This window comes from Azospirillum sp. VT-I1, assembly GCF_055698305.1.
Map to the genome: position 1 here is coordinate 277,310 of NZ_CP168802.1, position 25,944 is coordinate 303,253.

A 25,944-nucleotide genomic window follows, 5' to 3' on the forward strand; every position below is an offset into this window, starting at 1 on the left:
CGATGATCCGATCTCTCAGGCGGGCAGCCGCAGGATGCGGCCGTCGGGGTGGGTGAAGCGGGCGGTGACGCCGGGATGGGCTGCCAGGATGGCCGGCACCCGATCCTCCGGCGCCACCGAAAGCGCGGTCGACAGGGCATCGGCCGTCGTGGCGTCCGGTGCCTGTACCGTAACCGCCTGCCAATGGGCGGCGCAAGCGCCGCTCGCGGGGTCGAACAGGTGGGTGAAGCGGCCGGCGGCGTCGAAGCGGGTGCCGTAGCCGCCGGTGGTCGCCAGCGCGCCCTCGGCAAGTTCCAGCGTCTCGGCCATGCGGTCGGGGTCGGCGGGATCGGCAAGCCCGACGGTCCAGGGACGGCCGGAGGGGTGATGGCCGAGCGCCCGCAATTCCCCCATGTCGACCAGCACATGCTCCATGCCCTCGGCCTTCAGCCGCTCGGTCACCCGGTCGGTGATGTAGCCTTGGGCGATGCCGTTCAGCGTCACCGCCATGCCGGGGCGGTCGAAGGCGATGCGGTCGGGCTCCACCCGCAGTGCGCGGACATCGACCAGGGCGCGGGCGGCGCGGATCACGGCGTCCGGCGGGCCGGCGGGGTCGGCGTTCGCGCGTCCGAAATGGCCGGCATAGAGCTGCCAGAGCGGCTGGACCGTGGGATCGAAGGCGCCGCCGGTGCTGCGGCCGAAGGCGGCGGCCTGGGCCAGAAGGCGGACGAGATCGGTCGGCGGCGCCTCCAGCGAACCGTCGCGGTTGAGGCGGCGCAGGGCGGAGTCGGCACGGTAGAGGCTGAAGACGCGCTCCAGCCGGGCGACCTCCTCCAGGCTCAGCGCGATCAGGCGGTCGGCCTCGGCCGGGTCGGGATGGGCGATGGTCAGGCTGGCGTCCGCCCCCAGCGCCACGCCGCGCCAGACGCGGACGGGCACGCCCCCAGCGCGCAGAAGCCGGTGCGGCAGCAGCGACAGGCCGGCGGCGGCGGCGCCGATGGCGAGGACACGGCGGCGGGAGACGGCGATGCTCATCAGTGGCCTCCCTCGGCAACGGGGCCGGCGGGCGGGGTGAGGATCTGGTCCTCATGCACCTCGGCGAAGCGCTGGACCGTGCCGCCATTGGCGGCGGCGAAGGCGCGGGCGGCGGCTTCCTCGGCGAAGGGATAGGGTTCGGCATCGCCCATGCCGCCGCGAAGCTTGCTGCCCAGAACGTACCAGGCATTGCGCGCCTCCACCCAGACGGTCAGGTCGGGGGCGGCGGGGTCCTTGGCCTTGCCGACGTCGGTGACGTAGATGGCGCTGATCTCCCTCGGCTCCTCCGGCAGCATGGTGAAGGCGAAGGTGTCGCGCACCGACGACAGCCAGATCGGCCGCTGCTGCCCCTTCACCAGGATCTGGCCCTTGGGACCGGGATGGTCGGCGAGGTTCATGCCGCAGTAATGGCCGACGGCGTCGGCGGTCAGGGTGGCGGGCGGCGGCGGGGCGAGGTCCGCCTTGTCCTGCTTGCAGGCCGACAGCGACAGCAGCAGCGCGGCGGCGAAAAGGATGGGGATGGTGCGCATCAGATCTGCTTCCTCGAAAAGAGGGCGGCGGCCAGCGCCAGCGGGGCGGCGATCCAGCCGGCCATCACCGCCAGCAGCAGCGGGACCGACAGCTGGACATGGGCGGCAAGGCCGGTGGTGCCGGCGAAGGTGCTGACGCCCTTGAAGCCGGTCAGGTTGAACAGGCGGTAGGCGTCGGCCGGGTTGGCGAGCAGCAGCCAGTTCAGCGCCTCCACCCCGATGCCTGCACCCCCGGCCAGCAGGCCGAGCAGCGCCATGTCGTAGAGCAGGACGAAGCCCAGCCACACCGCCACCGCGATGCCGGCGGCCGTGCCGCGGTCGCGCACGATGGTGGAGGCGAGATAGCCGAGCGCCGTGAAGGCGGCACCCAGCATCACGCTGGATCCGATCATCGAGGCGAAGGCGCGCCAGCTCTCATGCCCGATGGCGGTGTCGCCCATGGCGAGCGCCACGCCGGCGGCGCCATAGCCGACCACGGTCGCCAGCGCGATCACCGCGGCATGGCCGAGGAACTTGCCGAGCAGCAGCTGCCAGCGCGCCACCGGATAGGACAGCAGCAGGGTCATGGTGCCGCGGTCGATCTCCCCCACCACCGCGTCGAAGGACAGCAGCAATGCTATCAGGGGAAGGAGGAAGATGGTCAGGCTGGACAGGCTGACGATGGTGACCTCCACCGGGCCGACGCCGACCGTGCCGGTGGGGACGGATCCCAGGAAGCTGAGCGTCAGGGCGAGGGCGGCCATCAGCAGGGTGGTGGCGACGACCCAGCGATTGCGGGTCGCCTCGCGCAGTTCCTTGCCGGCGATGATGAGCAGCGTGTTCATTCGGCGGCCTCCCGGCGCAGGAAATGGGCGTACATCTCGTCCAGGCTGGGCTGGACGATCTCGATGTCGGCAACTGTGGGGCCGTCGCAGGCGATGCGGCGCACCAGACCGACCTTGTCGTCGTTGGCGCAGGCCAGTTCGACCACGCCGCCGGCCAGACGGGTGAGCGCGGCGCCCTCCCCTACTCTGGCGGCCAGCGCGTCGATGTCGCCGGTCGGCAGGGTCAGGCGGATGCGCACCGGCAGTTGGGCGAGGCTGCGCAGGGTGGCGAGCGAGCCGTCGGCGACCTTGCGGCCCCGGTTCATCACCACGACGCGGTCGGCCTGCCCTTCCAGCTCGGTCAGGGCGTGGCTGCACAGCAGGACGGTGGTCCCCTTGTCGCGCAACTCCGCCACGATGGCATAGAAGCTCTGGCGCAGTGCGGGGTCGAGGCCGGTGGTGGGCTCGTCCAGGAACAGCAGCTTCGGGCCGCCGAGCAGGGCCTGGGCCAACGCTAGGCGCTGGCGCATGCCCTTGGAATAGGTGGAGACGCGGCGCCTGATCGCGGCGGGCTCCAGCCCGACCTTCTCGAACAGGGCGTCGTTGCCGCGGCGCGGCGCGCCCTTCAGCCGGGCGTAGAAGTCCAGCGTCTCCCGCCCGGTCATGTTGGGGTGGAAGGCGACGTTTTCCGGCAGGAAGCCGATCTGGCGGCGGATGGGGGAACAGGCGGCGCTGGCCGGGTCGCCGCCCAGCACGCGGATGCGGCCCTCGCTGGGGGTGGTCAGGCCGAGCATCAGCTTGATGAGGGAGCTTTTGCCGGCGCCGTTGTGGCCGACCATCGCCACGCATTCGCCGGGCGCCAGCGTCAGGTCCACGCCGCGCACCGCCTCGGTCTCGCCATAGCGCTTGGTGACGCCTTGCACCTCTGCGGTGAAGTCGGTCATGGCTGTTTCCTTTCGGCAGTCTGAAGCGGAGCGGGCATGGGGGGAGGCGCCATCAGCGGGGCGCTGTCGGTCACGCCGCCGGGATGCAGGGCCGGGAACTGCTTCTGCGCCCAGCGGATCACCTGGACGCCGGGGCTGTTCATCAGCAGCTTGGCCGCCGGATAGGCCCACATCACGCGGTCGACCACGTCGTTGGGGCGATAGGGCTCGTCGGATATGCCGTCGCCGTTCAGGTCGAAGGCGGCGTTGTCGGACCAGTAGTTGCCGCGCCCCTTCTCCGACCAGTCGAGATAGCGGGTGCCGACATATTTGACCTGAGTGCGGTTGCCGATGAAGGCGTTGCCGGTCATGCTGTTGCGCTCCGACCCGGCGGTGAAATGCACGCCGATCTCGCAGCCCTCGAACCGGTTGCCGGTGAAGCGGTTCTTGTTGGCGTTGTAGATGAAGACGCATTTCCAGGTGCCGCTGCGCAGCCGGTCGCTCATCGCCTCGCTGTCGCGGGGGATGTCGTTGTCGGCCAGCGCCTCGCCGCTATCGGACACGGCACCGGCGAAGCGGCCGGCGACGCTGTTGTCGGCGATCACCGCGCTGTTGGCGGCGTTCAGCAGGAAGCCATGCTCGCGGTCGGCGACGGAGCGGTTGCCCCGGATCACGAGGTTGTTGGAATACATGATGGCGTAGCCGACGCCGTTGCCGAGCGAGAGGTTGCCCGACACCTCGGAGTCGTTGGTGTACATGTAGTGGACGGCGAAGCGGACCCGTTCGAAGCGGTTCCCGGCGAACAGGTTCTTGCGCGATGTGGTGGTGAAGATGCCGTCACGGGCGTCGTGAACGCTGTTGTCGAGCACGCGGGTGCCCGGCGCGTTCCAGATCTGGATGCCGTTGCCGCGCTCCGACACGCGCAGGTCGGTGCGGCCGCCGACGTCGTTGCGGCGGACCAGACTGTCGTCGGCGCCCCAGACATAGATGCCGATCAGCGTGTCGCGCAGCCGGTTGTCCTCCACCACCGCCCGCTTGGCGGTCTTGCCGAGGAAGATGCCGGAATGCTGGTCGAACAGGCTGGTGCCGCTGTTGCGCAGCTCCAGCCCGCGGATCGTCACGTCGGGGGCGGTGACGGTGAGGATGCTGCCCTTGCCGTCCCCTTCCAGCACGGCGCCGGGTTCGCCCTCCAGGGTCAGCGGCTTGTCCACGGTCACCGGGCCGATGTGCCGGCCGGCGGCGAGGCGCAGTGTGTCGCCCGGCGCGGCCGTGGCGATGGCGGCGGTCAGCCCGCCCGGAGCGACCGCGACGGTCGCAGCCAGCGCCGGGGTGGCGAGCAGGGCCATGCCGAGGAGGGTCGCCGTGCGGAGGAGCATGGTGGCTACGTCCTTGGGTGGGGAAAAGCCCCTCTCCCGTCCCGGGAGAGGGAGGGACCCGCCGAAGGCGGGAGGGTGAGGGGGGCAAGGAACCATGCGGTTCGGGAGTCTTGCGCTACCCCTCACCCTTCCCAAGCTTCGCTTGGGCCCCGCGGTCGCTCGCAAGTCTCGCGACCGCATTACGCCTACGACTGCTTTGCAGTCGTCCGGCCTTCGGCCGTCGGCTCCATGCCCTCTCCCGGGGCGGGAGAGGGAGGTCTTCGGAGCGATCAGGTCGAACGCGGTTCGACCAGCATGCGGCCGCCCATTTCCATGTGCAGGGCGTGGCAGAACCACTGGCAATAGTACCAGTGCACGCCGGGACGGTCGGCGGTGAAGGTCACCGATGCGGTCTGCTGCGGGCCGATCTCCATGCAGACGCCGTGGTTGGTCATGGTGAAGCCGTGGGTCAGGTCGTCCACATCGTCCATGTTGGAGATGTAGACCGTCACCTCGTCGCCTTGGCGAACCGTGAACTCCTCCAGGCCGAAGGCCGGGGCGCGGCTCCACATGTAAACGCGGACCTTGTTGCCGTCGCGGATCACCTTGGTGTCGTTGTCCAGGTCCACCCCGTCCTTCTTGGCCTGGATGCGGGCGTCCTCCCACATCTTGTCGTCGCGGGTGTAGACGCTCTTCGGGCTGACCTTGGAGCGGTGGACGATCAGCGTGTCGTGCGGCTCGGCGAAGGTGGGGCCGTCATGCACCAGCTTCATCTCGTCGCCGGAGATGTCGATCAGCTGGTCGTTCTCCGGCTTCAGCGGGCCGACGTTCAGGAAGCGGTCCTTGGAGAACTTGTTCAGCACGATCAGCCATTTGCCGTCGGCCTCCTTGGTCTGGCCCATGGAGGAATGCAGGTGGCCCGGCTGGTAATGCACGTCCAGCTTCTGGACGATGGGATCGACCTTCTCGCCCTTGAAGGCGCGCTTGGCCTTGTCGATGTTCCACTTCACCACCTGGCTGTCGAGGAACAGGGTGGTGTAGGCGTTGCCGCGCCCGTCATAGGCGGTGTGGAGCGGGCCGAGGCCGACCTGCGGTTCGGCGACGATCACGTCGCGCGGCTTGATCTTGTCGTCGAACAGGTCGTCCAGTTTGCGCACGTCCATCACCGAGACGGTCGGCGACAGCTTGCCGTTCACCGTGACGTGGATGCCGTCGGGCGCGGTGTTGACGCCGTGCGGGCTGTTGGGGATCGGGATGTAGCGGGTGTAGGGGCCGCCGTGACGGCCGTCCACCACCGGCACGCCGTTGATGACCTCGACCTTGCCGGCCTTCACCGCCTCTTCGATGCGCTTGATGTTGAAGACAACCAGCCAGTCCTGCTCGTTGGCGGTCATCTCCGCCGTCGTCACACCTTCCTCGGAGTTGTAGCAGGTCGAGAAGACGTATTTGCCCTGGTAATCGGCGTCGGTGTTGTCCAGGTTGCCGTCGACCCACACCTGCCACGCAATCTTCATCGTGTCGCCGTCGATGGCGGTGAAGTGCGAGCGGTACTTCTTCGGTTCGTCCAGGATCTTGCCGTCGTTTGGCGTCGGCACGCGCTGCTCGCCGTTGCAGAAGACATAGCCGGTGCGCGGGTATTTCTGCAGGCGCAGGCCGTGGATCGCCGAGGCGTTCGGCACCTCGATGATGACGTCCGGCTTCATGATGTCGCAGCGGATGCGCGTCACCCGGCTGTTGGCCTTGTCGTTGGCGAAGATGTAGCGCCCGTCATAGGTCCCGTCGGTGAAGGACATGTGGGGGTGGTGCAGGTCGCCGTTGAAATACTCGCCGCCGCGCTTGGCGAGGAAGGACTTGGTCTCCGCCGTCAGGTTGGAGGTGAGGATCTTGCGGCTTTCGTTGGTCAGGCCCCAGCCGGTGGCGGAGCAGCGGCTGAACACCGGGATGCGCATCAGTTCGCGCATCGACGGCAGGCCCATGATGCGGACCTCGCCGGAATGGCCGCCGGAATGGAAGACGTAGTATTCGTCGAGGTCGCCGGGCTTCACCTCGACGCTCTGGTGGCCGGCCTGCGGGGTCGCCGCCAGGGCAGCGGAGGCGCCGAACAGCGCGTTCCCGGCAATGCCGCCGGCGGCGGCACCGCCCACGGCGCCGGTCAGGCCGGCGAGCGCCGCCGCCTTCGCCGTTCCGCCCAGAAGGGCACGGCGGTTGACGCCTGCCGTGTTGTTCGTCTCGTTCGACATGGTCTGCTCCTTCGCTGACCCCGCTTCGGGGTTGTCATGGGACCCGTTGCGGCCGGGTCCGGTTATGGGGATGAGAGGGGGATGGCGGTCAGGTTCCGTGCGGCCGGATCGTCAGCCGGCCGGTGGCCGGGTCGGCGGTCGCCACGGCAGCGCGGGCGGCAGGTTGGGCGGCGGCTTTCTTCTCCGCCGCAGCCTTGGCCTCGGCGGCCTGCCACTTCTCGCGCTTCTGCCGCTTCTGGATCATGACCGGGCATTTGCGGTCGTGGTGGTAGAGCATCTGGCAGTGCAGGCACTGGATGCATTCGTTGGGGTTGATCGTGCCGTCGGGGTGGATGGCCTGAACCGGGCATTCGTTGCCGCAGCGCTGGCACGGGCTGCCGCATTCCTTGTAGCGGCGCAGCCAGTCGAACATCCGCAGCCGGCCGGGGATCGCCAGCGCCGCGCCCAGCGGGCAGAGATAGCGGCAGAAGAAGCGTTCGATGAACAGGCCGGCCGCCAGCAGCGCCACGGCGAAGGCCACGAACCACCAGTCGCGGATGAAATGCAGGATGATGGCGGTCTTGAACGGCTCGATCTCCGCGGCCTTTTCCGCCGTCGCCAGCGATTGCAGCGAGAAGCCGAACAGCAGCAGGAAGATGATGTACTTGATCGGCCACAGGCGCTGGTGCAGGGCGAAGGGCACGGCGATCTGGCGGATGCCGATCCTTTTGGCCGCCTTCGACGCCAGCTCCTGCAGGGCACCGAACGGGCAGAGCCATCCGCAGAAGGCGCCCCGCCCCCAGAACAGCAGCGACGCCGCCACCGAGAACCACAGGATGAACACCAGCGGGTCCATCATGAAATAGTCCCAGCGGAAATCGGTGCGCAGCGCGTTGGCGAAGGTCAGGACATTGACCACCGACAGCTGGGCCGTCGCGTACCAGCCGAGCCAGACCAGGGTGAAGACCAGATAAGCCGTCCGCACCCGCTCATACAGCGCCGGGCGCTTCGTCAGCTGGTCCTGGAAGAAGAAGATGCCGGTCAGCAGCAGGATGGCGGCGGACAGGATGGCGATGTCGACCTGCCGGTTCTGCCAGATGCGCTGCCACAGCGGCGTTTCGGCTGCGTCCTCCGCCTCCGCCGCGCCGGCGGCCTGGATGGCGGCGCTGTGGGTGGCGGACTGGTTGGGAGTGGCGGCAGCCGGCCTTTCGGTCTTCAGATACTTGTCCGGCGGCTGGTAGCCGAGGTCGAAGGTGACGAACACCTTGTCCAGCGCCGCGATTGCCCGCTGCACCAGCAGCTGCAGGCGCCATGGTTCGGCCGGATCGAACTCGGTGCCCTCCGGCAGCACGAACAGGCCGACTTCCGGGAAATCGGGGGCGCCGGCCGCGGCGACGCCGCCCATGCGCTTGTGCATCTTGTCGCGGAAGCGGATGGAGCCTTCATGCTGCACCATCTCGACGCGGTCGAAGATGCCGCCGCGGACATAGCCCGACCCCTTGAAGGAATAGCGCCCCTGCCCCGCCACCAGCACCGCCTGCTGGCCGGGCTTCAGGCGTCTGGTCAGCGCCTCGTACTCCGCGTCGCCCAGCAGCGAGCGGCCGATGGTGGGGATGGTCACCAGGGCGGCGTAGAGGTCGATGAAGGTGTCGTCGGGGTTGCCCGGCTCGGGGCGGGCAATGGCCTCGGCCTTGCCGGTGCGCTCGAAGGCGGCGTTCACCTCCCCCACCGTCAGCGTCAGGCGGCGGACCGAGCCGTCACCGATCAGGGTCGGCCAATCCTCCACCGCGTCCTTCGACAGGTCGATGGTCTTGGTCACGGTGGGGGCGGCGTCCGCCGCCGCCTTGCCGAGGGACTGCATCACCTTCTTGCCGGAGCGGATGATGGAATCGCCGATGACCATCACCGTCACCGTGGCGCCCGAGACGATGTCGACCGGCGGGCTGGCCGCACTCTGGGTGGCGAGCGCCAGCACGTTCTTGCCGACATAGCCGTCGATGAAGCCGTTGATGCGGGCCGGCGGGATGCCGATCAGCACGATGGGCTCGTGATGATCCATCAGCCGCGCGCCCGTCACCGTGCCGTCCTGCGTCAGCCCGACCACCACGTCGATGGGCCGGCCCGAATAGCCGGTGGTGTTGACGAAGTCGGAGGTGAGATAGGCATGGCCGACCACGGCGTCGCCCTTGTAGACGGGGACGGTGGGGGCATCGGGGGCGGGTTGGCCGAAGCGGTCGGCGCCGGGCACTAGGTCGGCGGGCTGCAGCTTCGCCAGATAGGGCAGCAGCCGGCCGCTGTCGGCGGCATGCGCCGCGGCGATCCCGGTCAGCAGCAGCAGGACGGCGACGATGGCCGATCCTACCCAGCGTTGTAAGCGCGTGAACCTCACGACGGCCTTCCTCCGGCTTTTGCCTTTTGGCTTAGTGTCTGACCGGGATGAAAGCGCTTGGCGGCGGAAGGCGTCTTGACCGCGGTCAAGAGCGGGGCCGGGCTGCCGGGAAAATGTGCAGTTCGGCAGATTTCAATGGGAGGTGGGCGGCACCTTCGGATGAGCTTCCCCCGACGGCATACCCCCAAGGGGCAAGGTCCCACAGCGAGACGTTTTCGGCAATTTTCGGTTGGAACGGTCAGCCCGAGATAAAGCAGAAGGCCGCATCCCATGAGCGTAGCCCGGCAGACCAGCCCAGCCCGCAACGCCGATGCCCCTATCTCTGCCGACCCGCGCCTATCGGTCGATCCCGGAACCCGCAAGCGCGAGATCGCGATGTTCCTGGTGCTGGCGGTGTTCATCTGGCCGGTGCTGTCGGTCGCGGTGGTCGGCGGCTATGGCTTCATCGTGTGGATGTCGCAACTGATCCTGGGGCCGCCCGGTCCGCCGCCGGTCTGACGGGGGCCGGTCCCATGGCCGACGATGCCATAGACCGGGGGCGGCGAGGCTTCCTGCGGGGACGGCCGGCAACCGGTCCCGCGCCGATCCATCCGCCCTGGTCGCGTCCCGATTACTTCACCGGGCTCTGCACCCGCTGCGGCGCCTGTGCCGACGCCTGTCCGGAGGCGATCCTGCGCGCGGGCGACGGCGGCTATCCGGAAATCGACTTCACGCGTGGCGAATGCAGCTTCTGCGGCGCCTGTGCCGATGCCTGCGCCGAGCCGATCTTTGACCGCAAGGCGCCGCCCTGGTCACTCCACCCCGGAGTAGCGGACAACTGCCTCGCGGTGCAGCGGGTGGTGTGCCGCAGCTGCCAGGACGCCTGCCCGGAAGGGGCGATCCGTTTCCAGCCGACGCCGGGCGGGGCCGCCCACGCGCGCATCGACGAGTCCGCCTGCACCGGCTGTGGCGCCTGCGTCGCCGCCTGCCCGTCCGGCGCCGTCACCCTCACCCACCAGACCGGGAGCCCGGCCCATGCCGCTTGATGACGCCACCGGACCGGCGACTGCCGGCGAACGCCACCTCGCCTCGCTTCTGCTGCATGTAAGGCCCGACCGGCAGCCGACGGTCCGCGCGGCCATCGCGGCGATGCCCGGGACCGAACTGCACATCGAACAGACCGGCAAGATGGTGGTCACCGTCGAGGGGCCGCATGAGGGCTGGATCGCCGACCGCATGACGGCGCTGCACCTGCTGGACGGCGTGTTCTCCGCGGTCATGGTCTTCCACCATGTCGGCCGCTGGGACGGAGCGGCGTCTTCCGACCCCTGATCCAGCTCGCCTGCCCGCCTGAACCGAACGCCAGAAGAACAAGGAGGACGCCCATGTTGGACCGTCGCGACTTCATCAAGGCCCAGGCGGTGGCCGCCGCCGCCGCCGCGGGCGGCATCAGCCTGCCGGCGTCCGCCCAGAGTTCCCTGGTGGCGGGCGAGGACACGGCGCTGAAATGGTCGAAGGCGCCCTGCCGCTTCTGCGGCACCGGCTGCGGCGTGATGGTGGCGACCAAGGACAACCGCGTCGTCGCCACCCACGGCGACATGCAGGCGGAGGTCAACCGTGGCCTGAACTGCGTGAAGGGCTATTTCCTGTCCAAGATCATGTATGGTCAGGACCGCCTGACCCAGCCGCTGCTGCGCATGCGCGACGGCAAGTACCATAAGGACGGCGAGTTCCTGCCGGTCTCCTGGGACCGCGCCTTCGACGAGATGGCCAGCCAGTGGAAGCGCGTGCTGAAGGCCAAGGGGTCGGACGCCGTCGGCATGTTCGGCTCCGGCCAATGGACGATCTGGGAAGGCTATGCCGCGTCCAAGCTGATGCGCGCCGGCTTCCGCACCAACAACCTGGACCCGAATGCCCGCCACTGCATGGCGTCGGCCGCCGTCGCCTTCATCCGCACCTTCGGCATGGACGAGCCGATGGGCTGCTACGACGATTTCGAGCATGCCGACGCCTTCGTCCTCTGGGGCTCCAACATGGCGGAGATGCACCCCATCCTGTGGACGCGCATCACCGACCGCCGGCTGGCGCACAGCCATGTGAAGGTGGCGGTGCTGTCGACCTTCGAGCATCGCAGCTTCGAGCTGGCCGATATCCCGATGATCTTCGAGCCGGGGACCGATCTGGCGATCCTGAACTACATCGCCAACCACATCATCCAGACCAATCGGGTGAACAGGGAGTTCGTGGAGAAGCACTGCAACTTCCGCCTGGGGCAGAAGGACATCGGCTATGGCCTGCGGCCGGAAAGCGTGCTGGAGGTGCGGGCGGCCAACGCCAAGGACCCGGCGGATTCCAAGCCCATCGATTTCGATGCCTTCGCCAAGTTCGTCAGCACCTACACGCTGGATTACACCGCCGAACTGACCAAGGTGCCGAAGGAGCGGCTGCTGGCGCTGGCCGAGATGTATGCCGACCCGAAGACCAAGGTCATGTCGCTGTGGACCATGGGGTTCAACCAGCATGTCCGTGGCGTGTGGGTGAACCACATGGTCTACAACATCCATCTGCTGACCGGGAAAATTTCCGAACCCGGCAACAGCCCCTTCTCGCTGACCGGCCAGCCTTCCGCCTGCGGCACCGCGCGCGAGGTCGGCACCTTCGCCCACCGCCTGCCCGCCGACATGCAGGTCGCCAACCCTACCCACCGCGCCCACACCGAGGAGGCCTGGAAGCTGCCCAAGGGGCTGTTGCCGGCCAAGGTCGGCTACCACGCCGTCCAGCAGGACCGCATGCTGAAGGACGGCAAGCTCAACGCCTACTGGATCATGGTGAACAACAACCTCCAGGCCGCCCCCAACAGCTCCAACGAGACCTATCCCGGATACCGCAACCCTGAGAACTTCATCGTGGTGTCCGACGCCTATCCCACCGTCACCGCCTCGGCCGCCGACCTGATCCTGCCGGCCGCGATGTGGGTGGAGAAGGAGGGTGCCTACGGCAATGCCGAGCGCCGCACCCATTTCTGGCACCAGCTGGTCAACGCGCCTGGCGAGGCGCGCTCCGACCTCTGGCAGCTGATGGAGTTCTCCAAGCGCTTCACCACGGACGAGGTGTGGCCGGCGGAAGTGCTGGATGCCAATCCTTCCTATCGCGGCAAGTCGCTGTTCGACGTGCTGTTCCGCAACGGCAACGTCGACCGTTTCCCCCTGTCGGAGGTCAATGCCGAGTACGCCAACGACGAGGCGAAGCATTTCGGCTTCTACGTCCAGAAGGGCCTGTTCGAAGAATATGCCGATTTCGGCCGCGGCCACGGCCATGATCTGGCGCCCTTCGACACCTACCATCAGGTGCGCGGCCTGCGTTGGCCGGTGGTGGACGGCAAGGAGACGCGCTGGCGCTACCGCGAGGGGCTGGACCCCTTCGTCAAGCCGGGCGAGGACGTCCGCTTCTACGGCAACCCGGACGGCAAGGCCAACATCTTCGCCTTCCCCTACGAGCCGCCGGCCGAGGAACCGGACAAGGATTTCGACTTGTGGCTGGTGACGGGCCGCGTGCTGGAGCACTGGCACAGCGGGTCGATGACCATGCGGGTGCCGGAGCTGTACAAGGCGATGCCGATGGCGCTGGTCTTCATGCATCCCGACGACGCCAGGGCGCGCGGCCTGCGCCGCGGGTCGGAGGTGAAGGTGGTGTCCCGGCGCGGCGAGATGCAGACGCGGGTGGAGACGCGCGGGCGCAACAAGCCGCCGCGCGGCGTGGTCTTCGTGCCCTGGTTCGATTCCGCCCGGCTGATCAACAAATGCACGCTGGACGCCACCGACCCGATCAGCAAGCAGTCCGACTTCAAGAAGTGCGCCGTCAAGATCGTCGCGGTCTGAGGGAGGAGTTGAGCCATGCGTCCCCACCACCTCGCCGCCCTGGCGGTGCTGCCCTTCCTCGTGCCGGCCATGCTGTCGGCCCAAAGCGCCGGTGGTAATGCCGAACCGCGCCGGCTGGACTCGCCCTTCCGGCCGCCGGTGAACTTCGTCGAGCAGATCACTCCGCCGCCGATCCCGCCCGACGTCACCGACGACCGCCGGGTCGCCCGCAACTATCCCGAACAGCCCCCGGTCATCCCGCACAATGTCCGGGATTACCAGATCACGCTGAACAACAACCAGTGCCTGACCTGCCACAGCCGCCGCTTCACCGAGGCGGTGCAGGCGCCGATGGTCAGCATCACCCATTACGTCGACCGTGACGGCCAGACGCTGGGCGCCGTGTCGCCGCGGCGTTATTTCTGCATGCAGTGCCATGTGCCGCAGACGACGGCGCAGCCCATCGTGCCCAACACCTTCACCGATCTCGACACGCTGGTCAGCCGGCCGTCCGACGGGGAGACCGCCGATGACGGGGCGCATTCCGGGCGTGCTGCGGCGCGCGTGGCAGACCATCTCCCGCCCCAGCCGCACCCTCAGCCTGGGCTTCCTGACGCTGGGCGGCTTCCTGGCCGGGGTGATCTTCTGGGGCGGCTTCAACACCGCGCTGGAGGCCACCAACACCGAAGCCTTCTGCATCAGCTGCCACGAGATGGAGTCGAACGTCTATGAGGAGCTGAAGCAGACCATCCACTTCACCAACCGCTCCGGCGTGCGGGCGACCTGCCCCGACTGCCATGTCCCGCATGAATGGACCGACAAGATCGCCCGCAAGATGCAGGCGTCCAAGGAGGTCTGGGGCAAGATCTTCGGCACCATCGACACCCGCGACAAGTTCGTCGCCATGCGCCGGGAACTGGCGGAGCATGAATGGGCGCGGCTGAAGGCCAACAACAGCCTGGAATGCCGCAACTGCCACAGCGCCGATTCCATGGACATCACCAAGCAGGGAGCCCGGGCGGCGCGCATCCACGAACAGTATCTGTTCAGCGGGGAGCGCACCTGCATCGACTGCCACAAGGGCATCGCCCACCGGCTGCCCGACATGCAGGGCGTTCCGCCGGGCTGGAGCGAGGCGTCGGACAACCCGCAGAAGCCCATCGGCCATTGGCTGGCCGGCGCGGGGGCGGATGACGGACCGGACGGCGGATTGGCCCTGGCCGCCCCCGCCGCCCGGTGACTCTGCCGGTCGGAATCCGACCGCCCGCCTGAACCGCGCGCGGTGGTCGGATTCCGACCGGTCTTAGCGGGAGGCCGCCAGCACCGCGTCGATGGCGGCCCGCATCTCCTGCAATGCCTGACGGTCGGTCTCCGACAGCGGCTGCGGCTTTTCCTGCAACTCCTTCAACACGTCCCGCGCCTGGAACACCGGCTTCGCCGCCCGCTTGGGCAGCGCGCTGGACGCGATGCCGGCCGGCGCGCTGACGGTCGCACGCCTGGTCTCCGCCGACCCGGCAGGCGTCGAGCCGGGGGAAGCTGCCGCGCCCGCCTCCGACCGCTTCAGCTTCTCCCAGGCGCGGACCTGTTCGTCGCGGTCCTCGATCGCCGCCAGCGCCTCCAGCTTCGCCTTGGTCGGGCGGAAGGCGGCATAGTCGGCGCGGATGGCCGGCGCCAGACGCTGGAAGGACAGCATCATGGTGACGTAGGTCTTCTTGCGGCCCAGCGCGTCGGCAAGCTGCCGGTGCGAATAGCCATGCCGCTCCGCCAGCCGGAACAGGGCGTCGGATTCCTCCAGCGGGTTCAGGTCGCTCCGCTGCAGGTTCTCGACGATGGCGATCTCCTCGTCGTCGTCGCCGGTGAAGAGGATGCCGAAGATGCTCTCCCGTCCCAGCAGCTTCATCGCCCGCAGCCGCCGCTCGCCATAGACCAGCTGCCATTGGTCGTCGGCGATCTGCCGGACGCCGATCGGCTGCTGCAGTCCGTGGCGGTCGATGGAGGCGGCGAGCCCCCGCAGATCCTCCTCGTCGAACTCGCGCCGGGGCTGGTTCGGGTTGGGGGCGATGCGGTCCAGCGGCACTTCGACCAGATGGGGGGCGTGGCGGCTGAGGCCGAACAGCGCGTCCTTCACGCGGGCGGCGGCCGTGGTGTTGGCGCTCTGGGCCGATTTCTGCGCCTTGCCCAGCAGACTACGCGACACGTTCGACCTCCTTCATGCGGATCATGCGTTCCTCGACCAGGGCGGCGGCGACGTCGCGGTAGACGGCGGCGCCGGCGACGTCCGGCATCGCCTCCACCGCGGCGCGGCCGACCGAGGTCGCCTGGGCATAGACCGACGCCTTGGGCACGGGATCGAACACCCGCAGATGGGGGCCGTACTGTTCCCGGATCTGTTCCAGGACCTCGCGGTCGTTGCGTTCGCGTTGCTTGTAGATCGTGGGCACGATGCCCAGCACCGACAGGGCGGTGTTCATCCGGCGCCGGATCTTGGCGACGTTCTCCAGCAGGAACGCCATGCCGAGCAGGCTGAACTTCTCTGTCTGGCAGGGGATGATGGCGGTGTGGGCGGCCACCATGGCGTTCTTCGTCAGCTCGCCGATGTTGGGCGGCGTGTCGATGACGATGAAGTCGAAGGTCCGCTTCGCCGCGGCGATCTTCTCCTTCATGATGAAGTCGCCGCCGGCTTCCCTGCCCAGCTCCACCTCCGTCTCGGCCAGCCGGATGGAGGAGGGCGCGACCCGCAGCCCGCTTTCCTCCACCGTGACCAGGATGTCCCGCAGCTCCAGGTCGCCGTGCATGACGTAGTAGAGGGTCTTCGCCTCGGTCTCCAGCGTGTAGGAGTCGATGCCGACATGCTGCGTGGCGTTGGCCTGCGGATCGCAGTCGATCAGCATCGTCGCATAGCCCTGAAGGGCGAGGGCGGAGGCGATGTTGACCGCGGATACCGTCTTGGCGCAACCGCCCTTCTGGTTCGCCACGACGACGACCAGCGCCGGGCCGCCCTGCCGGTCCACCCCGGCGGTGTCGCGCTTGATCAGCGTGCCGAGCGCCGCCGGGATGCGTTCGGCGTCATTCTCCCACCGGCTGACCTTCTGCTTGTCGTAGCGGCGCTGCAGCCGTTCGTTCAGCCAGACGGCGAATTCGGACTGCGACAGCCCTTTCGCCTCGCGGTAGCTCCGCAACTCCTCGCCCTTCACCGTCACCTCCCCGACATGAGCCGGGCGGGAGGGTAGAAGTAGACGCTACGCCGGTCAAGAATGCCGTGGCTGCGGGCGTTCCATCTACTGGGGAGCGTCTACTCCCGCCGCCGGCTTGCGGCTGCGGCGCGGTGCGCGGGTAGAGGGAAGGGCGGCCAGCTTCTCCTTGCGCGCCGCGACCTCCGCCCGGATGGCGGGCAGGGCGGCGTCGGCGGCCGTCCGCTGCTTCGGCGTTCCGCTGAGGGCGAGCCGTTCGGCGTTGGAGGCCAACGTGGTCAGGTCGGCGTCGGCCATGGCCGGGAGTCGGTCGATCAGGTCGATCATGCTGCAATCCTGCTTCGGTTGCGGGGAAGGGGACGATGGTTGTGGCCCATGACGCGGGCGGTCCTGGCGGCCGTCCTGCCGGGTGGCCGGTGCAGGCGCGGTGCTGTCCCAGCCGGCGGACCAGCACCGTGCCTGACCGCTGTCGGGCGGGTGCGGGTTCGAGGAGCTGGCGGTGCCGCTGCCGGCGGCCAGCCGTCCGGCCATATGGGCGACGCGCATCCAGGGATCGGCGGAGCCGGCGGGCGGCGTCGGGACTGCTTTCTTCTGTGGCATGCCCACTCCGGCCTCTGATCGGGGAGAAAACTGCAGGGGGCGAAAAGCAAAAGGGCGGCCCGAGGCCGCCCTTCTGGATCGCGTCAGGATCGCGCCGGTCCGCAGCGCTCAGAGCGCACGCAGGTTCTCGGCCGAAACCTTGCCGCGGCGCGGATCGCGGACGGACTCGAACGACAGCTTCTGGCCCTCGTTCAGGCTGCCCATCCCCGCACGCTCGACGGCCGAGATGTGGACGAAGACGTCATCGGAGCCGTCTTCCGGCTGGATGAACCCGAAACCCTTGGTCGAATTGAACCACTTAACAGTACCGGTAGCCATGGGGCAGTGTCCTTTCCCGTGTTGCCGGACTCAACATGAGCCAGGCATCAAACTCACAAAAGGCAGGAAGTTCAGCCTTCAGAGAGCTGAAAAACACTTAACCCAGAGCAACTTCGACCAAAAGAACCTGGGCGCTTGTCCCCGCGATTGCAAGGAAAATCCCTGAACGGTCATCGATTTTATTTTTTCCGGCAGCGAGTAGGACATTCCAAGTCCCGCATTTTTTTCTCCCGCCGACATTTCATCTGCCCGCCGCGCCCCGGCCGTCGTCAGCGTGCCGAGTTCAGTATCGGACCGGTCAGCTCCGGCCCCTTCGCGGCGTCCGCGATGGTGATGGCGGCCGGGCCCTGGGGTCCCAGCGTCATCGTCACCGGGCGCCCGTTGTTGTAGTTCTTCCACATCTGGTACAGGGCCAGTGCGGCGAACATCTTGGCGTCGCGGCTGGTGTTGTACGTCCATTCCTGGGTGGGCACGACGCGCAGGGTGCCGTTGCCGGACTGCTCCACCTTGTCGGCGAACCGGTAGCCGAGCTGTTCGCTGATGCCGGCGACCAGACTGTCGAAGCCGGGGGAAAGCCGCCCGAAGCCGGCCTGGGCCGGGGCCGCGTCGCCGCCGCCCAGCGTGCTGGCGCTCTGCCGCTTGACGAGATCGGCGAACAGCCAGCCCTCCTCCCCGGTGCGCAGCACCCGGACGCCCAGCCAGTTGTCGTCGCGCCTCAACTCCACCACCTCCTCGCCGCGCGCGACGGTGGATCGGACCGCCGCGTCGTCGGAGGGGCCTGCGCGCAAATTCACCTTCTCCCCCACCACTGCATGGACGTCGCCCGAGGCTGCCAAAGCCGGCGGCACCGGCATTCCTGCCGATCCGAGGATCGCAACCAGGACCATGATCGTCTTGCGTGACATGACCGCTCCTCCCGCTGGGTCGCACCGTTTTGCGAACAACGCGCGGCACGGGGCGGATGATCCATCGGCGATGGTCCGGCATTTCCGCTTGACCTGAAGTTAACTTGAGGTTTTAGGCTGCCTCGATTGGATCTGGCATACCAAGCGCCAGAACCGATCAGGACCAGGCAATCTCAAGGCAGGTGGGACGATGAGCAGGGATCAGCAGGAAACGCCGGGGCGCTCGCCCCAGACGACACGGACGCTGCGCGTGAGCCGTCTGGAAAGGGTCGCGCCGCAAGTCCTGATGGTCGAACTGCGGGATCCCGGCGGAGACCTGCTGCCGCCGGCGGAGCCGGGTGCCCATATCGACGTCCAGCTGCCGGACGGGGCGATGCGGTCCTATTCGCTGTGCGGCGATCCGGCGGACCGGCATGCCTACCGCATCGCCGTTCTGAACCTGCCGGGCGGACGGGGATCGCGCTTCATCCACGGGGATCTGGAACCCGGCACCGACATCGCCATCGCCCTGCCCCGCAACACTTTCCGCTTCGACGAAGCGCCGCGCTATCTGTTCATCGCCGGGGGCATCGGCATCACCCCGCTGCTGCCGATGATCCGCGCGGCGGCGCGGCGGGGGGCCGGCTGGGCTCTTCACTATTGCGTGCGCAGCGCGGCCGCGGCGCCGTTCCTGCCGGAACTCCGTGCGTTGGCGGACAGCCGGACCGGCGGCGGCCGGGTCGAGGTCCATGCCGCCGACGAAGGCCGGAGACTGGCGGTGGAGGCGCTGCTCGCGGCCACGCCCGCCGCTGTGCCGGTCTATTGCTGCGGCCCGCAACGGCTGATGGAAGCGGTTGCCGCCGCTGCCGGGCCGGCTCACGACGTGCGCTTCGAGTGGTTCGCGCCGCGCGCGGAGCCGGTGCGGGAGGCTGCACCGGACGACAGCTTTGAGGTGGTTTGCGCCCGGTCCGGCGTGACCGTCACGGTGCTGCCGGGGACCAGCGTGCTGGAAGCGCTCGACGCCGCGGGCGTTGCGGTGGCTTCGTCTTGCGAGCAGGGCATCTGCGGCACCTGCGAGACCGCCGTGCTGGAGGGCGAACCGGACCACCGCGACAGCGTGCTGTCCGATGCCGAGCGCGCCGCCGGCAAGTCGATGATGCTGTGCGTGTCGCGTGCCCGAAGCGCAAGATTGGTGTTGGACCTCTGATCCCTGACACGTCACCACGAAGTACTGGGCCATCAAACATTGGGAGGACCCATGAACGAGGAAGACCTGCACCGTCTCGGGCTGGCGCTGTTGGACAGCCCGGCCGAGGCCATCGTCTATTCCGACCGCGAGGGCCTCATCCGGCTCTGGAATGCGGGGGCCGAGCGCGTGTTCGGCTTCACCGCGGAAGAGGCGCTCGGCCAGTCGCTGGACATCATCATCCCCGAACGCCAGCGCCAGCGCCACTGGGAGGGTTATGACGAGGTGATGCAGACGGGGGTGAGCCGCTATGGCAGCGGCGACCTGCTGTCGGTGCCGGCGACGCGCAAGGACGGCAGCCGCATCTCCGTCGAGTTCACCATCGTGCCCCTGAAGGGCGCCGACGGGACGATGATGGGAATGGCCGCCGTGATGCGCGACGTCACCGCCCGTTTCGAGGAGTTGAAGACCCTGCGGCGGCAGGCGGCCGGGCGCTGAGACGGCTCTCCGCCGCCCTATGCACCGGCAACCAGACGCTCGCGCAGCTCGCGCTTCACCACCTTGCCGTAGTTGTTCTTCGGCAGCGCCTCGACGAACAGGTAGCGCTTGGGGCGCTTGAAGCGGGCGATGGCGGCGTTGCAGTGGGCGTCGAGGCTGTCGGTCGAGACCTCGCGGCCGGGTTCGGCGACGATGAAGGCGACGACGATCTCGCCCCATTCCGGGTCGGGCTGGCCGGTGACGCAGACCTCGGCAACGTCCGCGTGGCGCAGCAGCACCTCCTCCACCTCGCGCGGATAGATGTTGGTGCCGCCGCTGATGATGACGTCCTTCGACCGGTCGCGCAGCGTCAGGTAGCCGCGCCGGTCGAAGGATCCCATGTCGCCGGTGTAGAGCCAGCCGTCGCGCAGGGCCTCGGCCGTCGCCTTGGCGTTGTTCCAGTATCCGGCCATCACCACGTCGCCGCGGCAGACGATCTCGCCCACCTCGCCGGGGGGCAGCGGTCGGCCTTCGGCATCCACCACCGCCACCTCGACGCCGCTGCGGGCGAAGCCGACGGACCCCAGCACCGCGTCGTCGTCGGCGGCATGGTCGCGGCGGCGCAGGGACGTGATGGTCATCGGCGCCTCGCCCTGGCCGTAGATCTGGGCTAAGACCGGGCCGAAGGTGGCGAGCGACCGACGCAGCTCCTCCACATACATCGGGCCGCCGCCATAGACGATGGACCGCAGCTTCGCCGGCCGGCGGCCGCTGCGCTCCGCCTCCAGCCGCAGCCTCTGCACCATGGTCGGGGCCAGGAAGGCGCCGCAGCCGGGATGACGGTCGCAGAGATCGAGGAACTCCGCCGGCTCGAAGGATGACGAGGCCGGAACCACCTGCCGGGCGCCGCGGGCGACATAGGCCGCCATGTAGAGGCCGGAGCCGTGCGACATCGGGGCGGCGTGCAGCAGGCTGCACTCCTCGTCCACCGCCTCGACATCCGCCAGATGGGCGATGGTCATGGCCAGAAGGTTGCGGTGGGACAGCATCGCCCCCTTGGACCGCCCGGTGGTGCCGCTGGTGTAGAACAGCCAGCCCAGCGCCTCCGGATCGGGGTTCACCGGCCCTGCCCATTCCTGCCCCGACGCCAGCGCCGCATGGTCCGCCCCGCCGATGACGATGCGGCGGCAGGAGGCGGCCGGCGACCCGGCCAGTGTCTGTTCCAGCCCGTCCGCCAGCTTGGGCGAGACGAAGACGGTGGATGCGGCGGAATCCTCCAGGATCTGCGCCAGTTCGCGCGGATGCAGCTTGGCGTTCACCGGCGTCGCCGCCATGCCGGCGGCCCAGATGCCGAAGAACAGCTCGACATAGTCCGGCACATTCTCCGTCGCGATGGCGATGCGGTCGCCCGGCTGTCCGACCGCGCGCAATCCCGCGGCGATGCGCAAGGCGCGCGACCGCAGCGAGGCGAAGCTGTGCACCTCGGCAGTGCCGCGGTACACCGCCCCCCGGTCAGGGAACCGGGCCGCCGCCTGATCGAGAAGGGAGAAGAGGTTCACCGGCGCCGTTCCTTTCTTTTCGCGGCCGATCCGCTGGGTTTGCTGATTGTAGACCAATAGATGCGAATCGGCAGGCTCATCAACGGCGAAGGCGGGATGCTTCAACGGCATGGCAGACGGCTCCGTGACAACCGGTTTCCGATAATAAGAATGGTTCGCATTCTGGGTCCGGTGCGGCTATACCGGTGGAACCGGCATCCCGCAGCACCGAGCCCACGGGTGCCGGTTCCCCTGCTTCCGCCATTCCGCGCTTCCGTGACCGACAGCCCCCGCCCTGCCCTGCCCGACGACTCCCGTCCCCGGCGCGCCCGATGACCGGCCCTGTCGGCAGTTGGGCTCGCAGGATCGCGGAGCTGTTCGCAGCGCATCGGCCGCGGGTGGAGCGCGCCATCGCACGGCGGACCGGCGATCCGCAGGCAGCGGGCGATCTGGCGCAGGATGCCTTCCTGCGGCTGGCCCGCCTGCCCGACGGCGAGGCGGTGCAGAACCCGGCCGGCCTGTTGTATGTGGTGGCCGACCGCATCGCGCTGGACCATTGCCGGGCCGTCAGGCGCCAGCGCCTGCGCGAGGCCGGTCCGCCCGACGAGGAACTGCCCGCCGCCGGCCCCGCCGCCGACGCGGTGGTGGAGCGGAACCAGACCATGGCCCGTCTGCGCGGCGCCATCGATGCCCTGCCGCCAAAGACCCGCGAGGTCTTCCTGCTCTACCATGTCGAAGGGCTGCCCTACCGCGCCATCGGCGACCGGCTGGGCATCTCGCCGCGCACGGTGGAGTACCATCTGCGCACGGCGCTGGAGCAATGCCGCGCCCACATGAAACGGCGCCCGCCGCGATGACCGGCGGAATCCCCGTCCCGCCAAGTCATTTTCTTTGAGGGATCGGCCTGCGCGGGTCGTCTTATCAGACACATAGCCCAATCACGAGGCAACAGGAGCTTGCGGCAAGACGCGATGGACCATCGGGACAAACAGCGCGGAGGACCGGTCGACGGGGAGGCGGATGAAGACCGGCTGTTCTCGGAAGCCAACGCGTGGTTCTTCCGCCTGCAGTCCGACGACCTCACCCCGGCGGAGCGTGCCGCCTTCGCCGAGTGGCTGGCCCGCAGCCCGGCTCATGCCCATGCCTGGGCCGGCCTGCAGACCCTACTCCGCGACCTGAAGGAGCCCGCCCGCGCCGCCTATGCCGAATCCCGCATCGCGCCCGCCCGCCGCCCGGCCGCGGCCGGTGTCCGGCGCTTCGCCATGGCAATGGCGGTCCTGCTGGCGGTCGGCGGCCTCGGCGTCTGGCACGGGCCGACGCTCTACCAGAATGCCGTTGCCGATCAGGTGACCTCCGCCGGGCAGCGCCGGACGTTGACCCTGCCGGACGGCTCCACGGCTGACATGAACGGCGACACCGCGCTGGCGTTCGATTTTCAGGATGGCGAAAGGCGCGTCCGCATCCTGCGCGGGGAGGCATGGTTCCGCGTCACCCGCGATCCCGACCGCCCCTTCGTCGTCGATGGCGGGGCGGGGGCCGCCCGCGTGCTGGGCACCCAGTTCAGCGTCCGGCGCGAGGACGACCGCACCACCGTCACCGTCGGCGAAGGGCTGGTGGAGGTTGCCGCCCATCGGAACGCCGCCCATCGGAATGCCGACAGCCACGCCCCCTGGCCCGACAGCGTCCGCCTGCACCCCGGCGAGAGCGCGGAGGCCGGACCCCACGGCCTGACCGGGCCACGGCCGGCCGACCCCGCCGTCGCCTTCGCATGGCGGCAGGGCCAGATCGTCTTCCGTCAGCAATCGCTGGCCTCCGTCATCGCCGCGCTCAACCGGCAATGGCCGGGCCGGGTGGTGCTGCTGAACGGCGAGGCGGCGGAGCGCGTGGTCTCCGGCGTCTTCGCGCTCGACCGGCCGGATGCCGTGTTCGATGCGCTGGAGCGCGGCCTCGGCGTACGCGCCACCCACATCACCCCCTACCTGACCCTGCTGCGCTGAAAAACGCGGGGGATCGGAAAAAACGTCGGGAGCCTGAAAAAACTTCCCAGGGATCTCCGCCCGCCCATCGTCATGTCCGGGAAAGAAGAGAATGAGACGCAGTCGCAGAAAGCGGCGCGGTCTCTCACCGGATGACAGAGGCGAGCGATGGCATCGGCAAGGTTTGAAGTGACGGGTGTGACGACCGGGCGCCGGGGCGGCGTCCATGGCGGCCGGTTCGGCCGCGCGTTCCTGGGGCGGCTGCTAGCGACGACGGTGCTGATCGCGCCGGGCTTTCTGCTGTCCAGCGTTCCAGCAGCGGTGGCGCAAACGGCCCCGGCAGGTGCGGTGACCTTCGCCATCGCGCCGCAGTCGGTGGACGGGGCGCTCGCCGCCTTCTCCGCCGCCACCCGCATCCAGGTGCTGACCCCCGGCGCCGTCACCCAGGGCGTCGGCTCTCCCGGCGTCAGCGGATCGATGACCGCGCGCGAGGGGCTGAACCGCCTGCTGTCCGGCACCGGGCTGGCCGCCCGCTTCCTCAACACCGAAACCGTGACGGTCGAGCGCGTGGCCGCCGGCGGCGCCGTCCAGCTCGATCCGGTGCAGATCGAAGGCAACAGGGGCGTTACCGGTCCCAGCGCCCTGCCCCCGGCCTATGCCGGCGGGCAGGTGGCGCGCGGCGGGCGCATCGGCGCGCTGGGCAACCAGGACGCCATGGACGTGCCCTTCAGCGTCACCGGCTATACCGCCGAGACCATCCGCAATCAGCAGGCGGAGACCATCGCCGACGTGCTGGCCAACGACCCGGCGGTGCGCAGCAGCCTGGGCTACGGCAATTTCGCGGAGAGCTTCGTCATCCGCGGCTTCCAGCTGGCGGGCGAGGATCTGTCGGTCGACGGCCTCTACGGCACCGCTCCGCGCCAGATCGTCGCCACCCACATGTTCGAACGGGTGGAGGTGCTGAAGGGCGCCAATGCCTTCCTGAACGGGGCCGCCCCCAGCGGGTCCGGCATCGGCGGTGGCGTGAACCTCGTGCCCAAGCGGGCGGAGGACGAGCCGCTGACCCGCCTGACCGCCGGCTATGCCATGGACAGCCGGTTCGGCCTGTCCGCCGACGTCGGCCGCCGCTTCGGCGACGCCAACCAGTTCGGCGTGCGCGTCAACGCTGCGGTCCGCGGCGGCGAAACCGCCATCGACGACGAGGAGCGGACGCTGAAGCTCGGTTCCCTGGCGTTGGACTATCGCGGCGAGCGCGCCCGCGTGACGCTCGACGTCGGCACCCAGACCCAGCGGGTGGAGCAGGGCCGCCCCGTGGTCTATTTCGGCAACTTCGTCCCGGCGGTTCCGTCGGCTTCGCAGAACTATGCGCAGCCCTGGAGCTATTCGCAGATGCGCGACACCTTCGGACAGATCCGCGCCGAATACGACATCCTGCCCAACCTGACCGCCTATGGCGCCTTCGGCATGCGCAGCATGCGCGAGGACGGCGACTATGCCTCCCCCACCGTCACGCGGGTTGACGGCACCGGCACGGTCAGGCGCCTGACCGTCCCGCGCGAGGATTTCACCAGCACCGGCCAAGCCGGCATCCGCGCCGACCTGCACACCGGCCCGGTCAGGCACCAGCTGAATGCCGGCGCCTCCGCGCTGCGGACGACCAACAACAACGGCTTCGAGTTCGGCACGACCACCGCCATCAACCTCTACAACATGGTCGGCTTCCCGCGCCCGGCGACGACATCGTCGAGCGGCATGGTCGGCGATCCGCCGAAGGTCAGCGAGTCGGTGCTGCGCAGCGTCTATGCGTCGGACACGCTGTCGATCCTGGACGACCGGGTGATGGTCACCGTCGGACTGCGCCAGCAGAACATCCAGGTCCGCGGCTACAACCGGGCCAACGGCGCCCGCACCTCCGACTACGACCAGTCGGCGCTGACCCCGGTGGTCGGGCTGGTGGTGAAGCCGGTCAAGGAGCTGTCGCTCTACGCCAACCGGATCGAGGGGCTGGCGCAGGGGCCGACCGCCCCGTCCACGGCGGCCAATTCCGGGGAGATCTTCGAGCCCTACCGCTCCGTCCAGTACGAGGTCGGCGGCAAGCTGGACTTCGGCGGCTTCGGCGGCTCGCTGTCGCTGTTCCAGACCACCCAGCCCAGCGGCGTCACCGACGCGTTCACCCGCATCTACAGCGTGTCCGGCGAACAGCGCAACCGCGGCATCGAGCTGATGCTGTATGGCGAACCGGTGCAGGGCGTCCGGCTGCTGGGCGGCGCCACCTTCATCGATCCTGAGCTGACCGACACCGGCAGCGCCGCGACCGAGGGCAAGGACGCCGTCGGGGTGCCGCGCCACCAGTTCAACGCCAACGTCGAATGGGACCTGCCCTTCCTCCCCGCCTCCTTCCCCACCGTGACGCTGACCGGGCGCGTGATCCACACCGGATCGCAGTATCTCAACACCGCCAACACGCTGAAGATCCCGAGCTGGACCCGCTTCGACATCGGCACGCGGATGATCGCCGACGTCCAGAACCGTCCGGTCACCGTCCGGGCGGCGGTGGAGAACGTGACCGACAAGGCCTATTGGGCGTCGGCCGCCGGCGGCTACCTCAGCCAGGGCAGCCCGCTGACGGCGAAGCTGTCGGTGTCGGTCGATTTTGAAGCCGGATTTGTGACCGGCCAAGGCAGGACGGCGGCATGAGGGGTGCC

The 25,944-nt window shown here is 68.8% G+C and carries 23 protein-coding genes and 1 pseudogene; 11 read left to right on the forward strand and 13 right to left on the reverse strand.

The genetic code is table 11. The annotated features are described in order from the left end of the window. Positions 1-15: 15 nt before the first annotated feature. The 7 genes from AB8P05_RS15415 to AB8P05_RS15445 all read right to left on the reverse strand — a co-directional run bounded on the left by AB8P05_RS15415 (position 16) and on the right by AB8P05_RS15445 (position 9,233). Complete coding sequence (locus tag AB8P05_RS15415; RefSeq protein WP_472759960.1) at positions 16-1,014, reverse strand: FAD:protein FMN transferase; 999 nt, start codon at positions 1,012-1,014, stop codon at positions 16-18. Next, positions 1,014-1,544 carry a nitrous oxide reductase accessory protein NosL gene (locus AB8P05_RS15420; protein WP_472759961.1) on the reverse strand — a complete coding sequence of 177 codons (531 nt, stop codon included), beginning with the start codon at positions 1,542-1,544 and terminating at the stop codon, positions 1,014-1,016. The genes AB8P05_RS15415 and AB8P05_RS15420 overlap by 1 nt, the downstream gene beginning before the upstream one ends. Next, entirely contained in the window at positions 1,544-2,368 is an 825-nt protein-coding gene (locus AB8P05_RS15425; protein WP_472759962.1) for an ABC transporter permease, read from the reverse strand. The genes AB8P05_RS15420 and AB8P05_RS15425 overlap by 1 nt, the downstream gene beginning before the upstream one ends. Next, positions 2,365-3,291, reverse strand: coding sequence for an ABC transporter ATP-binding protein (locus AB8P05_RS15430; protein WP_472759963.1), 927 nt, complete (start codon positions 3,289-3,291; stop codon positions 2,365-2,367). Before AB8P05_RS15430 ends, AB8P05_RS15425 begins: the two co-directional genes overlap by 4 nt. After that, positions 3,288-4,646 (reverse strand): nitrous oxide reductase family maturation protein NosD, encoded by a 1,359-nt coding sequence (locus tag AB8P05_RS15435; protein ID WP_472759964.1) that lies wholly within the window; start codon positions 4,644-4,646, stop codon positions 3,288-3,290. The genes AB8P05_RS15430 and AB8P05_RS15435 overlap by 4 nt, the downstream gene beginning before the upstream one ends. 269 nt (positions 4,647-4,915) lie before the next feature. Beyond that, on the reverse strand, positions 4,916-6,865 hold the full coding sequence (gene nosZ, locus AB8P05_RS15440) for a TAT-dependent nitrous-oxide reductase (RefSeq protein WP_472759965.1): 1,950 nt from the start codon (positions 6,863-6,865) through the stop codon (positions 4,916-4,918). An 88-nt stretch (positions 6,866-6,953) separates the two neighbouring features. Continuing rightward, positions 6,954-9,233 (reverse strand): 4Fe-4S binding protein, encoded by a 2,280-nt coding sequence (locus tag AB8P05_RS15445; RefSeq protein WP_472759966.1) that lies wholly within the window; start codon positions 9,231-9,233, stop codon positions 6,954-6,956. A 270-nt stretch (positions 9,234-9,503) separates the two neighbouring features. Between AB8P05_RS15445 and napE the strand changes: the two genes are divergently transcribed. The 6 genes and pseudogenes from napE (at position 9,504) to AB8P05_RS15475 (ending at position 14,309) form a co-directional block, all read left to right on the forward strand. Then, positions 9,504-9,731 carry a periplasmic nitrate reductase, NapE protein gene (napE, locus tag AB8P05_RS15450; protein ID WP_472759967.1) on the forward strand — a complete coding sequence of 76 codons (228 nt, stop codon included), beginning with the start codon at positions 9,504-9,506 and terminating at the stop codon, positions 9,729-9,731. Positions 9,732-9,745: 14 nt separating this feature from the next. Then, positions 9,746-10,258: a ferredoxin-type protein NapF gene (napF, locus tag AB8P05_RS15455; protein WP_472759968.1), complete on the forward strand. Its 513-nt coding sequence runs from the start codon at positions 9,746-9,748 to the stop codon at positions 10,256-10,258. Further along, entirely contained in the window at positions 10,248-10,544 is a 297-nt protein-coding gene (locus AB8P05_RS15460) for a chaperone NapD (protein ID WP_472759969.1), read from the forward strand. The genes napF and AB8P05_RS15460 overlap by 11 nt, the downstream gene beginning before the upstream one ends. 53 nt (positions 10,545-10,597) lie before the next feature. Then, positions 10,598-13,090 carry a periplasmic nitrate reductase subunit alpha gene (gene napA, locus AB8P05_RS15465; RefSeq protein WP_472759970.1) on the forward strand — a complete coding sequence of 831 codons (2,493 nt, stop codon included), beginning with the start codon at positions 10,598-10,600 and terminating at the stop codon, positions 13,088-13,090. Between the two features lie 69 nt (positions 13,091-13,159). Then, positions 13,160-13,495: pseudogene (locus tag AB8P05_RS15470) on the forward strand (nitrate reductase cytochrome c-type subunit); the annotation flags it as partial. 103 nt (positions 13,496-13,598) lie between these two features. After that, positions 13,599-14,309 (forward strand): cytochrome c3 family protein, encoded by a 711-nt coding sequence (locus tag AB8P05_RS15475; protein ID WP_472759971.1) that lies wholly within the window; start codon positions 13,599-13,601, stop codon positions 14,307-14,309. Positions 14,310-14,372: 63 nt separating this feature from the next. On the opposite strand, the gene AB8P05_RS15480 is transcribed toward AB8P05_RS15475, so the two are convergent. The 5 genes from AB8P05_RS15480 to AB8P05_RS15500 form a co-directional block, all read right to left on the reverse strand. Next, positions 14,373-15,266, reverse strand: coding sequence for a ParB/RepB/Spo0J family partition protein (locus AB8P05_RS15480; RefSeq protein WP_472759972.1), 894 nt, complete (start codon positions 15,264-15,266; stop codon positions 14,373-14,375). Next, a complete protein-coding gene (locus tag AB8P05_RS15485; RefSeq protein ID WP_472759973.1) occupies positions 15,256-16,263 on the reverse strand; it encodes an AAA family ATPase in 1,008 nt (335 codons plus the stop codon). Before AB8P05_RS15485 ends, AB8P05_RS15480 begins: the two co-directional genes overlap by 11 nt. Before the next feature lie 84 nt (positions 16,264-16,347). Continuing rightward, positions 16,348-16,860: a hypothetical protein gene (locus AB8P05_RS15490; protein WP_472759974.1), complete on the reverse strand. Its 513-nt coding sequence runs from the start codon at positions 16,858-16,860 to the stop codon at positions 16,348-16,350. 108 nt (positions 16,861-16,968) lie between these two features. Beyond that, positions 16,969-17,178: a cold-shock protein gene (locus tag AB8P05_RS15495; RefSeq protein WP_472759975.1), complete on the reverse strand. Its 210-nt coding sequence runs from the start codon at positions 17,176-17,178 to the stop codon at positions 16,969-16,971. Positions 17,179-17,447: 269 nt separating this feature from the next. Then, positions 17,448-18,083 carry an SH3 domain-containing protein gene (locus AB8P05_RS15500; RefSeq protein WP_472759976.1) on the reverse strand — a complete coding sequence of 212 codons (636 nt, stop codon included), beginning with the start codon at positions 18,081-18,083 and terminating at the stop codon, positions 17,448-17,450. A 190-nt stretch (positions 18,084-18,273) separates the two neighbouring features. Here AB8P05_RS15500 and AB8P05_RS15505 point away from each other — a divergent pair, with 190 nt between their 5' ends. Beyond that, positions 18,274-19,269, forward strand: a complete 996-nt coding sequence (locus tag AB8P05_RS15505; protein ID WP_472759977.1) for a PDR/VanB family oxidoreductase — start codon at positions 18,274-18,276, stop codon at positions 19,267-19,269. Between the two features lie 51 nt (positions 19,270-19,320). Continuing rightward, positions 19,321-19,746, forward strand: coding sequence for a PAS domain-containing protein (locus AB8P05_RS15510; RefSeq protein WP_472759978.1), 426 nt, complete (start codon positions 19,321-19,323; stop codon positions 19,744-19,746). A 17-nt stretch (positions 19,747-19,763) separates the two neighbouring features. On the opposite strand, the gene AB8P05_RS15515 is transcribed toward AB8P05_RS15510, so the two are convergent. Then, complete coding sequence (locus AB8P05_RS15515) at positions 19,764-21,284, reverse strand: AMP-binding protein (protein ID WP_472759979.1); 1,521 nt, start codon at positions 21,282-21,284, stop codon at positions 19,764-19,766. Positions 21,285-21,595: 311 nt separating this feature from the next. Here AB8P05_RS15515 and AB8P05_RS15520 point away from each other — a divergent pair, with 311 nt between their 5' ends. From AB8P05_RS15520 to AB8P05_RS15530, 3 genes are all read left to right on the forward strand, one after another. Continuing rightward, a complete protein-coding gene (locus AB8P05_RS15520) occupies positions 21,596-22,120 on the forward strand; it encodes an RNA polymerase sigma factor (protein ID WP_472759980.1) in 525 nt (174 codons plus the stop codon). A 114-nt stretch (positions 22,121-22,234) separates the two neighbouring features. Next, positions 22,235-23,260 (forward strand): FecR family protein, encoded by a 1,026-nt coding sequence (locus AB8P05_RS15525; RefSeq protein ID WP_472759981.1) that lies wholly within the window; start codon positions 22,235-22,237, stop codon positions 23,258-23,260. A gap of 177 nt (positions 23,261-23,437) precedes the next feature. Then, entirely contained in the window at positions 23,438-25,936 is a 2,499-nt protein-coding gene (locus tag AB8P05_RS15530; RefSeq protein WP_472759982.1) for a TonB-dependent siderophore receptor, read from the forward strand. The last annotated feature ends 8 nt before the right edge of the window (positions 25,937-25,944 follow it).